The organism is Brachymonas sp. J145 (assembly GCF_036312245.1).
Lineage (GTDB): Bacteria > Pseudomonadota > Gammaproteobacteria > Burkholderiales > Burkholderiaceae_C > Brachymonas > Brachymonas wangyanguii.
Map to the genome: position 1 here is coordinate 59,968 of NZ_JAZDCI010000008.1, position 12,192 is coordinate 72,159.

The window sequence follows — 12,192 nt, forward strand, 5'->3', positions numbered from 1 at the left end:
CGCTGGATGCAGGGCCTTGTGTCAGCTCCCATGATACTGGTGCATGGGCGATTGCCACAGCCGGCATGCCCCTTTATTCCACACCCTGATGACAACGAGGTTTCCATGAAGCTGTATTACGCCGCAGGCGTCTGTTCCCTGTCCCCGCATATCGCCCTGCTCGAGGCCGGCCTGCCGCACGAGGCCATCGCCGTGACCCTGCCCGACCACAAGCTGGCCGATGGCACCGACTACTACACGATCAACCCGCTGGGCTATGTGCCGATGCTGCAGCTGGACGACGGCACCATGCTGCGCGAAGGCCCGGCCATCGTGCAGTACATCGCCGACCAGGCTCCGGAAAAGAACCTGGCCCCGGCCAACGGCACGCTGGCGCGCTACCAGCTGCAGTCCTGGCTGAACTTCATCGCCACCGAGGTACACAAGAGCTACAGCCCGATGTTCCGTCCCGGCAGTTCCGACGCCACCAAGGACGCCTCGCGCAAGCGCCTGACCCAGCTCTACACCTATATCGACCAGGAGCTGGCGCAGCGCGACTACCTGATGGGCGATACCTTTACCGTGGCCGACGGCTATCTGTTCGTCACCACCAACTGGGCTGATCTCGTCCAGCTGGACCTGTCCGGCTTGGCCCACCTGCAGGCCTTCCGCGCCCGCGTGGCCGCGCGTCCGGCCGTGCAGCAGGCGATGCGCGCCGAAGGCCTGATCAAGGACTGAGGCAAATCCCCGCATGACGGCCGATGCCCTGCACCTGCACGATCTGGCCGCGGTGGAACAGCACCTGGCCGGAGACGGCCTGCGCCTGCTGCAAGTGGGTGCGCGCCACTGTGGCGTCTGCCATGCGCTGCGCCCGCGCGTGCTGGCGCTGGCAGCGGAGTTCGGGCAGGTGCACCCGGCCATCGTCGAGCTGGACGAGGTGCCGGAACTGGCCTCGCGCCTGCATGTGCTGACGGTGCCGGTCGTGCTGCTGTATCTGCAGGGGCGCGAGCTGTATCGCGCCGCGCGTTTTGTGCGCCTGGACGAACTGCGCCAGCAGCTGGCGCAAGGCCAGCGCTGGCTGGAGTAGACGGCGAGCGACTCAGCCGCGCAGCGCCGCTGCGTGGTGCGCCAGGTGCTCGCCGATAAAGCTGGCGATGAAGTAGTAGCTGTGGTCGTATTCCGGCTGCAGGCGCAGCGTGAGCGGGTGGCCGTGCTGCTCGCAGGCCGCCTGCAGCAGCTCCGGCTTGAGCTGGTCCTGCAGGAACTCATCGCCCATGCCCTGGTCCACCAGCAGCGGCAGGCGCTCCTGCGCCGTGGCAATCAGCGCCACGGCATCGTGCTGCTGCCAGGCGCTTTCGTCATCACCCAGATAGGCGCGCAAGGCCTTCTGGCCCCAGGGCACTTGGGTCGGCGCCACGATCGGGCTGAAGGCACTGACGCTGCGGTAGCGACCCGGATGGCGCAAGGCCAGCGTAAGCGCGCCATGGCCACCCATGCTGTGGCCGCTGATGCTGCGCGCATCGGTGGCCGGAAAATGCTGCTCCACCAGCGCCGGCAGTTCCTGCACCACGTAATCTTCCATGCGGAAATGCGCCGCCCAGGGCTGCTGCGTGGCATTCAGGTAGAAGCCGGCACCCTGCCCCAGGTCATAGGCGGCGTCATTGGCCACGCCTTCGCCGCGCGGACTGGTATCGGGTGCCACCACGATCAGGCCGTGCTGTGCGGCAAATTGCTGCGCGCCGGCCTTGGTGATGAAGTTCTGCTCGGTACAGGTCAGGCCGGACAGCCAGTACAGCACCGGGCAGCGCTGGCCGGCCAGTGCCTGCGGCGGCAGGTAGATACCGAAGGTCATCTCGGTGCCGGTACTGCTGCTGGCGTGTTTCCAGACTTCCTGACGACCGCCAAAGCTGGCGCGCTGTTCAATGCGTTGCATGGGCTTGCTCCTCCACAAGAAATGACGCCAGACACTGGCCGATATCGGTCCAAGCATACACTGCGCGGATGACGCCCTGCTGCGCTGCGGCCTTGTCGCCATCAGCCCATGCGGGCAGTGGCACCGAACGGACCACTTTTTTTGCCGCTGCCGGGAACTTTTCTGCGCGCCATTCGTTGAACGCTATAACAGAGCCATGCGAATCACGACCAGCCCACTCACCGACGACGACTGCATTGTCCGCGCCCAGCGCGGCGATGCCGCCGCGTTCGCCGAGCTGGTGCGGCGCTTCCAGGAGCGCGTCTACCGCTTCCTGCTGCGCCTGACGCGCACGCGTGAGGATGCGCAGGACCTGACGCAGGAGACCTTCATGCACGCTTACGAAGCACTGCCACGCTGGCGCCCCGACGCCCAGTTCAGCACCTGGCTGCTGCGCATTGCACGCAACCAGGCCTATGACATGCTGCGGCGCAGCCAGCGCGTCGATTTTGTCGCGCTGGAGCCAGAACATGCGGCGCAACTAGTCGATACCGGCCCGACGCCAGATGTGGCCCTGCAGGGCACCCAGCAGCTGCAACTGCTCGATGCCGCCCTGGGCCGCCTGCCCGCCGACCAGCGCGAGGTGCTGCTGCTGCGCGAGATCGAACAACTGTCCTACGACGAGATTGCCCAGGTACTGGAGGTACCGCTGGGCACCATCAAGTCGCGCATTGCCCGTGCGCGGCTTGCCCTGGCCGCCGCCATGCCCCCATGAGAAATGAGAGAGACCGCCATGACCTGCCCTCCTGTCGATGACCTGTCTGCCTATCTGGACCAGGAACTCGCCCCGTGCGAGTGCGAACAGATTGCCGCCCACCTGCAGCAGTGCCCGCTGTGCCAGCGGCAGTTACAGGTGTTTTCCAACCTGCAGCTCGCGGCACGTGCCCTGCCCGAGCCGGCGCTCGGCTTTGACCTGGCCGCCAACCTGCACGATCGCCTGCAGGCGCATCCGCAGACGCGGCCGCCTGCCAGCAGCCAGCCTGGCCGCAGCCGTGACGGACGCTTCAGCAGTTGGCTGGGCTGGATCGGCGGCGTGCCGGGTGGCGTGGCCGCCAGCGTCGCACTGGCGGCCGGCCTCTGGCTCGGCGGCGGCCTGCTGCCGGCAGCCACCGTCGGCACCACGGCCGGCATCAACAGCGTGCGCGTGTTCGATCCGGTCCCGCCAGGCGGGCTCTGCGCCGCCCCCGAACTCTGCCGCATGACAAGGACGCTGCCATGAACTACCGCAAATCCCTGAACTGGCTGCTGGCCGCTTCGCTGGCGCTCAACCTCGGCATGCTGTCGGCCGTGGCCTGGCAGCAATGGCGGCCACAGGCCGATGCCGCCCCGCAGCAGCTGACCGACATGCTGGCCCTGGACGCGACCCAGCGCCAGCAGTGGGAGGCGCTGGAACAGCCCTTTCTGCAGGACCTGAGCCACAACTGGGAGCAGATCCGCCAGCACCGCGAAGCCCTGGTGCAGGCGATCCTGGCGCCAACGCCGGACCCGGCCGCCATCGAGCGGGAGCAGGCACGCATCGCCGAACTGCAGACGGCCCAGCAGCAACGCGTGATTGCGCAGCTGGCGGCCGAACGCGAGCTGCTCAATGACACCCAGCGCGCCAAACTGCTGGCCCTGCTACTGAGCCGCTACTCGGCAGAACCGACGCAGGAAGAGCAGTTACACAACAAGTAACAATTTCATGGATCGTGATCATGGAACCTTTTGCGCTCCCGTTCGTTTGTATGAATAAGCCGGCCAGATGACGGCGGCTTTTTCATCAACCCCAAGGAGAACACCATGTCCATGATCACCCTCATCCTCTCGGCCATCGTCCTGTTTGCCCTGATCGCCCTGACCCCGCGCCGTGCCAGCGCCCACTGCGATACCGAAGACGGTCCCGCCGTTGTCGATGGCCACAAGGCGCTGCAGACCGGCAATGCCAACTACGCCCTGAAGTGGATCTTTGCCGATGGCGAAGCCGAACTGCGCCCGATCTTCGAACGTGCAATCCGCGTACGTGCCCTGGGCGGCGAAGCCGCTGAACTGGCCGATCGCCACTTCCTGGAAAACCTGGTGCGTATCCACCGCGCTGGTGAAGGTGCCGGTTACGACGGCATCAAGCCCAGCGGTACTGCGCTGGATCCCAAGGTCATCGCTGCCGATGCCGCCATGCTCGATGGCAACCTGCAGCCGCTGCTGGCCCTGATGCCCGAAAAGCAGCATGCCGAACTGCAGAGCCGCTTCGAGCGGGCCCGCGCCAGCATGAACTTCGATATCGACGATCTGGTGGCCGCACGTGCCCACGTGGAAGACTATGTGTCCTTCTTCAAGTACGCCGAAGGCCATGACCACGATCACGGACACGGCGGTGGTTGCGGCAGCCACGGCCACGCGCACCACGCCCACTGATCCACCGAGCCATGAGCAACCTCTGGCTCTGGCCGATAGCCCTGGCGACCGCAGCAACTGCGGCGCTGGGCTTTCGCCGTTATGCGGGTCTGGTGATCCGGGTCGAATCGCATTCGATGCAGCCCACGCTGCGGGCCGGTCAGCTGCTGCTGGCACGCCCGGTGCACCATGCCAGCCAGCTGCGCCACGGCGACATCGTGGTGCTGTACTCCGAAGAGCTACAGCAACGCATCGTCAAGCGCCTGCTCGGCCTGCCGGGCGACCGGCTGCAGCTGGATCACCGCGGCCTGCAGCGCAACGGCCAGCATGTGCCCGAGCCCTATGTGGCGCATCCGGGCGGCAGGACAGGCAGCTGGCAAGTGCCGGCCGGACATGGCGTGTTCCTGGGCGACAACCGCGCCGCCTCCAGCGACAGCCGCAGCTGGCGCTCGCCCTATGTGCCGCTGGGCGCTATTATCGGCGTGATACGCGATCGGCAGGCCTGAGGCCACACCACGCTCCCGGCACGACCAGGCACCTGCATCGGGTGCCTTTTTCTTTTTTCAAAAAAACTGGATGCCTGCGGGAACCTTTGCTTGCGCCCGTCGTTAGTAACAGCAAGCCGGCTGATCCGGCCCAAGCCCAACGCACTATTGCACTGTCTATTCCAGGAGACTCCCATCATGCAACGCCGTTCCCTGCCCCTGATCCTCGCCGTCGCTCTCGCCAGCCCGCTGGCCGTGTTGGCTGCCGAGGGTGGTCATAACCATGGCGATCACGGCGCCACACCCGCGATCCAGCTCAACAACGGCCAGAAATGGGCCAGCGACGCCCCGCTGCGCCAAGGCATGAACGCCATCCACACTTCGACCCAGAAGATGCTGCAACGCGCCCACAGCAAGCAGGCCAGCGCCGCCGACTACGCCGCCTTCGACAAGCAGGTAAATACGCAGATCAATTACATCATCAAGAACTGCAAGCTCGAGCCCAAGGCCGACGCCCAGCTGCACGGCCTGATCGCGCAGATGATGCAGGGTAGCGAGATGACCAAGGGCAAGCAGGGCAACGCCAAGCGTGCCGATGGCGTGCTCAGCGTGGCCAAGGCACTGAACACCTATGGCGACTACTTCAGCCACCCGGGCTGGAAGAAGATCAACGTGGGCCACTAAGAGGCCAGCGTCAGCGGCTGACTCACCCTCCAGCGACAACGGGGCCGGCATCATGGCGATGCCGGCCCCGTTGTGGCGTATGCCGCGTCCGGATCAGTAATGGATCACGCTGCGGATCGACTTGCCTTCGTGCATCAGGTCAAACGCCTGGTTGATGTCTTCCAGCGGCATGGTGTGGGTGACGAAAGGCTCCAGCTGGATGGTGCCGTCCATCGCCTGCTCGACCATGCCGGGCAGCTCGGTACGGCCCTTGACGCCGCCAAAGGCAGTGCCCAGCCACTTGCGGCCGGTCACCAGCTGGAACGGGCGGGTGGAGATTTCCTGGCCAGCACCGGCGACGCCGATGATGACGGACTGGCCCCAGCCGCGGTGTGCGCACTCGAGCGCGGCGCGCATCACATTGACGTTGCCGATGCATTCAAAACTGTGGTCCACGCCCCAGCCGGTCATCTCGACGATCACCTGCTGGATCGGCTGCTCGTGGTCCTGGGGGTTGATGCAGTCGGTGGCACCGAACAGGCGTGCCAGCTCGAACTTGCCGGGATTGGTGTCGACCGCGATGATGCGGCCGGCCTTGGCCATCTTGGCACCCTGGATCACCGCCAGGCCGATGCCGCCCAGGCCGAACACGGCCACGGTATCGCCTTCCTGCACCTTGGCCGTGTGCGAGACTGCGCCCAGGCCGGTGGTAACGCCACAGCCCAGCAGGCAGACCTGCTCGTGGTTGGCAGCCGGGTTGATCTTGGCCAGCGAGACTTCAGCCACCACGGTGTATTCGCTGAAGGTGGAGCAGCCCATGTAGTGGTAGATCGGCTCACCGTTATAGCTGAAGCGCGTGGTGCCATCGGGCATCACGCCCTTGCCCTGCGTGGCGCGCACCGAGACGCACAGGTTGGTCTTGCCGCTCTTGCAGAACAGGCACTCGCCGCACTCGGCGGTGTAGAGCGGAATCACGTGGTCGCCCGGCTTGACGCTGGTCACGCCCTCGCCCACTTCCACCACCACGCCGGCGCCTTCGTGGCCAAGCACGGCCGGGAACACGCCCTCCGGATCCTCGCCGCTGAGCGTGAAGGCATCGGTATGGCACACGCCGGTATGGGTGATCTTGACCAGCACCTCGCCTTTTTGCGGCGGCGCGACATCGAGCTCGACAATTTGCAGGGGTTGGCCAGGGGCAAAGGCAACAGCGGCGCGGGATTTCATGCAGACCTCCGGAGTCAGGGTGGAACAGGTTGCGGCCAGTATAAAAGCAACGGCCGAACTGCGACATTTGCACGGTATTGGCAACTTGTTGTACAGGCCGGTTGTCAGGTACACAAAACCGTCAGCCGGTTTTTCTACACTCTGGATTGGCGCCACTAAACAGGCGCAACAGTTATCACAAGGAGTATCTTCATGAACAAGTATGGCGCCGAATTTTTTGGCACCTTCTGGCTGGTATTTGGCGGCTGCGGCAGCGCCGTACTGGCCGCGGCTTTCCCCGAACTGGGCATCGGCTTTGCCGGCGTCTCGCTGGCCTTTGGCCTGACCGTTCTGACCATGGCCTATGCCGTGGGCCATATCTCGGGCGGCCACTTCAACCCGGCGGTGTCCTTTGGCCTGTGGGCCGGCGGCCGTTTCCCAGCCAGCCAGTTGCTGCCGTACATCGTGGCGCAGGTGCTGGGTGCCGCCGCCGCCGGTGGCGTGCTCTACCTGATTGCCAGCGGCAAGGCCGATTTCAGCCAGGTCGGAGGCTTCGCCAGCAACGGCTACGGTGACCATTCCCCCGGCCAGTTCAGCCTGATGGCCGCGCTGCTGATCGAGATCGTGCTGACCGGCTTCTTCCTGTTCATCATCATGGGCGCTACCGACAAGCGCGCCCCGGCCGGCTTTGCCCCGATCGCCATCGGCCTGGCGCTGACGCTGATCCACCTGATCAGCATCCCGGTGACCAACACCTCGGTCAACCCTGCGCGCAGCACCGGCGTGGCACTGTTTGCCGAGCCCTGGGCGCTGCAGCAGCTGTGGCTGTTCTGGGTCGCTCCCATCGTGGGCGGCATCCTGGGCGCCATCACCTATCGCGCCGTGGCCGAGAAGTAATCTTCGCCATGTAGTTCAAACGCCACCTGCGGGTGGCGTTTTTTATGGCGCAGAAACCACGCTTTCACTGATGTCATCAAAAAGCACGCACGTGCACGCGCGCGGGCTGCCTATAATGTTCCCCATGTCTAGCAATGTCGCCTTTTCCCCCCACCCGGCAGCCCGTGCTGTTGCGGCTGCGGCATTGCCTGCTTCCATCATCAAGACGACAACCATCAAGGGCTGACCAGTCCGGGTTCGTCGTGCGCCAAAACCGGCCCAGACGAGCCGGGGCCGCCAGAAACACCTCCCCCTTCCTGATTGCCGTTCGCTGACGCCGCGCTTGCGTGCGCCCGCAGATGGATCGCCTGTCCTGGTTTTTTGATTCGCATGGAGATACACGATGAAAGTTGGTAACGTAGTTGGTCTGGTCGGCTGGCGCGGCATGGTCGGTTCCGTCCTGATGGACCGCATGCAGGCCGAAAATGACTTTGCCCTGATCGAGCCGGTGTTCTTTTCCACCTCCAACGCCGGCGGCGCTGCTCCGGCCATGGCCAAGAACGAAAAGACCCTGAAAGACGCGCACGACATCGAGGAACTGAAGAAGTGCGACATCATCCTGACCTGCCAGGGTGGCGACTACACCAGCGAGGTGTTCCCCAAGCTGCGCGCGGCCGGCTGGAACGGCCACTGGATCGACGCCGCTTCCACGCTGCGCATGGAGCAGGATTCCGTGATCGTGCTGGACCCGGTCAACCTGCCGGTGATCAAGGACGCGCTGGCCAAGGGCGGCAACAACTGGGTGGGCGGCAACTGCACCGTGAGCTGCATGCTGATGGGCGTGGGTGCACTCTACAAGGCCGGTCTGGTCGAGTGGATGAGCACGCAGACCTACCAGGCTGCCAGCGGCGGTGGTGCCCAGCACATGCGCGAACTGCTGACGCAGTACGGCACGCTGAACGCCGAAGTCAAGGCGCTGCTGGACGACCCTAAGTCCGCCATCCTGGAAATCGACCGCATGGTGGTGGCCAAGCAGCGCGCACTGACGGCTGACGAAACCGCCAACTTCGGCGTACCGCTGGGCGGCAGCCTGATCCCGTGGATCGACAAGGACCTGGGCAACGGCCAGTCGCGCGAAGAGTGGAAGGCAATGGCCGAAACCAACAAGATCCTGGGCCTGGGCGATGCCGCGATCCCGGTGGACGGTTACTGCGTGCGCGTGGGCGCCATGCGCTGCCACAGCCAGGCTCTGACCTTCAAGCTGAAGAAAGACGTGCCCACGGCCGATATCGAGGCACTGATCGCTGCCGACAACGACTGGGTGAAGGTGGTGCCGAACACGCGCGAAGCCTCCATGCAGGATCTGACACCGGTGGCCGTGACCGGCACCATGACGATCCCGGTTGGCCGTATCCGCAAGCTGGCCATGGGCCCCGAGTACGTCGGCGCCTTCACCATTGGTGACCAGCTGCTGTGGGGCGCGGCCGAGCCGCTGCGCCGCATGCTGCGCATCCTGCTGGAAGACTGATTGCTGCCAGCCTGAGGCCCAGGGCGCACCTTTTCGGGGGTGCGCCCTTTTTGCTGCGTACAGGCGCTGCCGGGTGCAACAGGATGCAGCCGGCATGCCAGCAGGACAGCGCGCAGTTAGACTATGACTATTGCCAGCCGCCCCTTGCAGGGCCCGGCCTCCTGATGGCTGCGCGCCTGCTGCACGCGGCCTGTTATCGAATTGTGTTCCCCATGCTCCAGACCCTGATGTGCCACGTGCGCCCTTCTTCTGCTTCTGCCCTGCTGCTGACGGCCGCATTGGGCCTGTCTGCCGCACCGGCAGTGCTGGCCCAGACGACTGCCGCTGCCCCTGCCCCGATGGCGGCCAGCAGCGCCAAGGTGATCCAGACCCGCCCCGGCGCCATGGTCAGCCGCATCGCCAGCGCGAATCGCCCAGCCGGTGCCACGCTGGACCAGACCCTGCTGGCGATCCTGCGCGTGAACCCGGATGCCTTCATGGCCGACAACATCAACCTGCTGAAGAAAGGCGCGGCGTTGACCATGCCAACGGCCGAGCAGGCGCTGTCCACGCCGGCGGACGAGGCACGCGTCCTGATCCGCCAGCAGCATGCGGATTATGAAAAGCATGGCTATGGGTTGGTGCAGTTGATGGCAGCGGGTGTTGCGGCATCGGCATCGGCATCGGCATCGACATCGGCATCGGCATCGGCGACAGTTGTAGTCCCTGCAACACCGGCCGCCAGTGCCCCAGCCCAGCCCGAAGAAGCGGCCAGCTCCGGCACCACGGCTGCGGTGGCAGTGCCTGATGCCACGGCTTCAGCCAGCGTGCACGCAGCGTCTGCGGCATCGGCTCCTGCGCTGGTGGCATCGGACATGGCCAGCGCCGCGTCTGCTGCTGCGCCCGCAGCCGTGGCCGAACCGGCCAGCCAGCCGGTAGCAGCCAGCGAACCCTCCCCGGCCCCGGTCAGCGAATCGGCTCCCGCATCCGACAGCCTGCCATGGTGGGCCTGGACGCTGATCGGCGTGCTGGCGCTGCTGGTGATCGGCTTCTTGCTGCTGTGGCGTGCCGCGCAACGCCGTGAAGCCGAGCGCCTGGCGGCCGAAGCGGCGGCCGCAGCCGGCCCGCGTGCCTCAGCCGAGGCGCTGTCGCGTGCGATGGATTTGAGCCAGCCAGACCATGTGCCGGCGCTGGAACAGGAGCTGGTGCCGGAGGCAGCGCCTATCGCTGCCACAGCAGCCGTGGCCGATAGCGCTGCCGAACAAGAAGACCTGTCCGGCCTGACGCTGGAGCTGCCGGATGAGGTGGCCTCCCCGGAGGGAGCCGAATCCGCGACATCCGACAACAAGCCGCTGGTATTCGATTTCAGCAACCTGTCGCTCGATATCGAAGGGCCGGCGGACCTCCAGCCCGGCGAGGCGGCGTTGCTGACCAAGCTGGCGCTGGCGCGCGAGTTCCTGGCCATCAGCGATCTGGACGGCGCACGCGTGCTGGCGCAGGAAGTGGCCGACAAGACCGACAGCGACAGCCTGAAGGCCGAAGCCGATGCGCTGCTGGCGCGCATTGCCGCCAGCAGCGAGGACTGAGCCATCATGCGGATCGCGCTGGGCGTGAGCTATCTGGGCAGCCGCTATCTGGGATGGCAAAGCCAGCCCTGCGGCAACACGGTGCAGGACAAGCTGGAACTGGCGCTGCAGCGCTTTACTGCTGGCCCGCCGGTGAACACCTTATGCGCCGGTCGTACCGATGCCGGCGTGCACGGGCTGATGCAGGTGGTGCACTTCGATACCGATATCGAGCGCAGCGAGATCTCCTGGATGCGCGGCACCAATACCTATCTGCCCGATGACATCGCGGTGCAGTGGGCGGCCAGCGTACCGGACGGCTTCCATGCACGCGCCAGCGCCATCGCGCGGCGCTATGTCTATGTGCTGCTGGAGTCACCAGTGCGGCCCAGCCTGGAAAGCGGCCGCGTCGGCTGGGTGTTCCGCACGCTGGACCAGGCGGCGATGGAAGATGCTGCGGCGCGCCTGCTGGGCGAGCACGATTTCACGTCCTTCCGCGCCGCCGCCTGTCAGGCGCTGAGCCCGGTGAAGACGGTGCAGCGCATTGCCATCAGCCGGCACGGCGCCTACTGGCGCTTCGAATTCCAGGCCAATGCCTTTCTGCACCACATGATCCGCAACATCATGGGCTGCCTGCTCGCCGTTGGCCACGGCAACCAGCCGCCGGAATGGATCGACCAGGTGATCGCCGCACGCAGCCGCGATGCTGCCGCGCCCACCTTCTCGCCGGACGGGCTGTATTTTTCCGGGCCAGTGTATGCGCCGGAGTGGGGCTTGCCGGAGCGGACGGCGGCGTTTGACTGGTTGCCGGGGTGAATCGGCAGGCAGCGGCATCGACCATTGCCAGGCTGCCGACACAAATCGGCCCCATGGGCCACAATACCCCCCATGCAACTCCCCCCCCGTACCCGCATCAAGTTCTGCGGCTTCACGCGCGAACAGGACGTCGACGCTGCCGTCGCCTGTGGTGCCGATGCCATCGGTTTTGTGCTCTACGCGCCCAGCCCGCGCGCCGTCAGCCCGCAGCGCGCCGCCCAGCTGGCGCGCCGGCTGCCGCCCTTTGTCACGCCGGTGCTGCTGTTCGTCAATGCCGATGACGCCCTGCTGCAGGACGCCGCTGAGGCCGTACCACACGCCAGCTGGCAGTTCCATGGCGACGAGAGTCCGCAGCGCTGCGAACAGGCGGCCGGCCCGCATCGCGCCTGGCTGCGCGCCGCGCATATCCCGCTGGGTACCGGCAGCAGCTTTGACTTGCTACAATTTTGCCAACAGTATTCGCGCGCCCAGGCCATCCTGCTCGATGCCAAGGTGGATGGCTATGGCGGCGGTGGCAAGGCATTCGATTGGTCACTCCTTACAACAAACGTCAACGCTCCCCTCGTCTTGAGTGGTGGACTGACGCCTGCAAACGTGGGCGACGGCATCGCGCGCCTGCGTGACTGCTGCACTGCGCTATCCGTCGATGTCAGTTCCGGCATAGAGTCGGCCAAGGGCATCAAGGATGCCGACAAGATGCGCGCCTTCGTCGCGGCCGTACGCGCCGCCGACGCCCTTCCAGCCTGACCAGGGTTT

The 12,192-nt window shown here is 65.6% G+C and carries 15 protein-coding genes; 13 read left to right on the top strand and 2 right to left on the bottom strand.

What is annotated here, in order from left to right; genetic code table 11:
* The first annotated feature begins 105 nt into the window (after positions 1-105).
* Positions 106-717 (top strand): glutathione transferase GstA, encoded by a 612-nt coding sequence (gstA, locus tag V1261_RS08425; protein WP_329771290.1) that lies wholly within the window; start codon positions 106-108, stop codon positions 715-717.
* Positions 718-730: 13 nt separating this feature from the next.
* Positions 731-1,066, top strand: a complete 336-nt coding sequence (locus V1261_RS08430) for a thioredoxin family protein (protein ID WP_329771291.1) — start codon at positions 731-733, stop codon at positions 1,064-1,066.
* A 12-nt stretch (positions 1,067-1,078) separates the two neighbouring features.
* Here V1261_RS08430 and fghA read toward each other — a convergent pair whose 3' ends face one another.
* A complete protein-coding gene (gene fghA / locus V1261_RS08435) occupies positions 1,079-1,912 on the bottom strand; it encodes an S-formylglutathione hydrolase (RefSeq protein WP_329771292.1) in 834 nt (277 codons plus the stop codon).
* Between the two features lie 196 nt (positions 1,913-2,108).
* Here fghA and V1261_RS08440 point away from each other — a divergent pair, with 196 nt between their 5' ends.
* The 6 genes from V1261_RS08440 (at position 2,109) to V1261_RS08465 (ending at position 5,490) form a co-directional block, all read left to right on the top strand.
* On the top strand, positions 2,109-2,666 hold the full coding sequence (locus V1261_RS08440) for a sigma-70 family RNA polymerase sigma factor (RefSeq protein ID WP_329771293.1): 558 nt from the start codon (positions 2,109-2,111) through the stop codon (positions 2,664-2,666).
* A gap of 18 nt (positions 2,667-2,684) precedes the next feature.
* A complete protein-coding gene (locus V1261_RS08445; RefSeq protein WP_329771294.1) occupies positions 2,685-3,170 on the top strand; it encodes an anti-sigma factor family protein in 486 nt (161 codons plus the stop codon).
* Positions 3,167-3,625, top strand: coding sequence for a periplasmic heavy metal sensor (locus V1261_RS08450; protein WP_329771295.1), 459 nt, complete (start codon positions 3,167-3,169; stop codon positions 3,623-3,625). Before V1261_RS08445 ends, V1261_RS08450 begins: the two co-directional genes overlap by 4 nt.
* A 258-nt stretch (positions 3,626-3,883) precedes the next feature.
* Positions 3,884-4,342 carry a DUF6448 family protein gene (locus tag V1261_RS08455; protein WP_436231813.1) on the top strand — a complete coding sequence of 153 codons (459 nt, stop codon included), beginning with the start codon at positions 3,884-3,886 and terminating at the stop codon, positions 4,340-4,342.
* Positions 4,343-4,353: 11 nt separating this feature from the next.
* Positions 4,354-4,827 (top strand): signal peptidase I, encoded by a 474-nt coding sequence (gene lepB / locus V1261_RS08460; RefSeq protein WP_329771297.1) that lies wholly within the window; start codon positions 4,354-4,356, stop codon positions 4,825-4,827.
* A gap of 177 nt (positions 4,828-5,004) precedes the next feature.
* Positions 5,005-5,490, top strand: a complete 486-nt coding sequence (locus tag V1261_RS08465) for a hypothetical protein (protein ID WP_329771298.1) — start codon at positions 5,005-5,007, stop codon at positions 5,488-5,490.
* A 93-nt stretch (positions 5,491-5,583) separates the two neighbouring features.
* Here the strand turns inward: V1261_RS08465 and V1261_RS08470 are convergent, their stop codons facing one another.
* Positions 5,584-6,693, bottom strand: coding sequence for an S-(hydroxymethyl)glutathione dehydrogenase/class III alcohol dehydrogenase (locus V1261_RS08470; protein ID WP_329771299.1), 1,110 nt, complete (start codon positions 6,691-6,693; stop codon positions 5,584-5,586).
* A 192-nt stretch (positions 6,694-6,885) separates the two neighbouring features.
* On the opposite strand from V1261_RS08470, the gene aqpZ reads away from it, so the two are divergent.
* From aqpZ to V1261_RS08495, 5 genes are all read left to right on the top strand, one after another.
* Positions 6,886-7,569 carry an aquaporin Z gene (gene aqpZ, locus V1261_RS08475; RefSeq protein ID WP_329771300.1) on the top strand — a complete coding sequence of 228 codons (684 nt, stop codon included), beginning with the start codon at positions 6,886-6,888 and terminating at the stop codon, positions 7,567-7,569.
* Between the two features lie 382 nt (positions 7,570-7,951).
* On the top strand, positions 7,952-9,076 hold the full coding sequence (gene asd, locus V1261_RS08480; protein ID WP_329771301.1) for an aspartate-semialdehyde dehydrogenase: 1,125 nt from the start codon (positions 7,952-7,954) through the stop codon (positions 9,074-9,076).
* 212 nt (positions 9,077-9,288) lie between these two features.
* Positions 9,289-10,641: a FimV/HubP family polar landmark protein gene (locus tag V1261_RS08485; protein WP_329771302.1), complete on the top strand. Its 1,353-nt coding sequence runs from the start codon at positions 9,289-9,291 to the stop codon at positions 10,639-10,641.
* A gap of 6 nt (positions 10,642-10,647) precedes the next feature.
* The gene (gene truA / locus V1261_RS08490; protein WP_329771303.1) at positions 10,648-11,436 is read left to right on the top strand and encodes a tRNA pseudouridine(38-40) synthase TruA; all 789 of its coding nucleotides are present in this window, start codon (positions 10,648-10,650) and stop codon (positions 11,434-11,436) included.
* A gap of 72 nt (positions 11,437-11,508) precedes the next feature.
* On the top strand, positions 11,509-12,183 hold the full coding sequence (locus tag V1261_RS08495) for a phosphoribosylanthranilate isomerase (RefSeq protein ID WP_329771304.1): 675 nt from the start codon (positions 11,509-11,511) through the stop codon (positions 12,181-12,183).
* Positions 12,184-12,192 lie beyond the last annotated feature (9 nt).

What these genes read in the sequence shown, in the direction of transcription:
- gstA (WP_329771290.1), top strand. Translation starts at nt 106, where the DNA reads ATGAAGCTGTATTACGCCGCAGGCGTCTGTTCCCTGTCCCCGCATATC.
- V1261_RS08430 (WP_329771291.1), top strand. Translation starts at nt 731, where the DNA reads ATGACGGCCGATGCCCTGCACCTGCACGATCTGGCCGCGGTGGAACAG.
- fghA (WP_329771292.1), bottom strand. Translation starts at nt 1,912, where the DNA reads ATGCAACGCATTGAACAGCGCGCCAGCTTTGGCGGTCGTCAGGAAGTC.
- V1261_RS08440 (WP_329771293.1), top strand. Translation starts at nt 2,109, where the DNA reads ATGCGAATCACGACCAGCCCACTCACCGACGACGACTGCATTGTCCGC.
- V1261_RS08445 (WP_329771294.1), top strand. Translation starts at nt 2,685, where the DNA reads ATGACCTGCCCTCCTGTCGATGACCTGTCTGCCTATCTGGACCAGGAA.
- V1261_RS08450 (WP_329771295.1), top strand. Translation starts at nt 3,167, where the DNA reads ATGAACTACCGCAAATCCCTGAACTGGCTGCTGGCCGCTTCGCTGGCG.
- lepB (WP_329771297.1), top strand. Translation starts at nt 4,354, where the DNA reads ATGAGCAACCTCTGGCTCTGGCCGATAGCCCTGGCGACCGCAGCAACT.
- V1261_RS08465 (WP_329771298.1), top strand. Translation starts at nt 5,005, where the DNA reads ATGCAACGCCGTTCCCTGCCCCTGATCCTCGCCGTCGCTCTCGCCAGC.
- V1261_RS08470 (WP_329771299.1), bottom strand. Translation starts at nt 6,693, where the DNA reads ATGAAATCCCGCGCCGCTGTTGCCTTTGCCCCTGGCCAACCCCTGCAA.
- aqpZ (WP_329771300.1), top strand. Translation starts at nt 6,886, where the DNA reads ATGAACAAGTATGGCGCCGAATTTTTTGGCACCTTCTGGCTGGTATTT.
- asd (WP_329771301.1), top strand. Translation starts at nt 7,952, where the DNA reads ATGAAAGTTGGTAACGTAGTTGGTCTGGTCGGCTGGCGCGGCATGGTC.
- V1261_RS08485 (WP_329771302.1), top strand. Translation starts at nt 9,289, where the DNA reads ATGCTCCAGACCCTGATGTGCCACGTGCGCCCTTCTTCTGCTTCTGCC.
- truA (WP_329771303.1), top strand. Translation starts at nt 10,648, where the DNA reads ATGCGGATCGCGCTGGGCGTGAGCTATCTGGGCAGCCGCTATCTGGGA.
- V1261_RS08495 (WP_329771304.1), top strand. Translation starts at nt 11,509, where the DNA reads ATGCAACTCCCCCCCCGTACCCGCATCAAGTTCTGCGGCTTCACGCGC.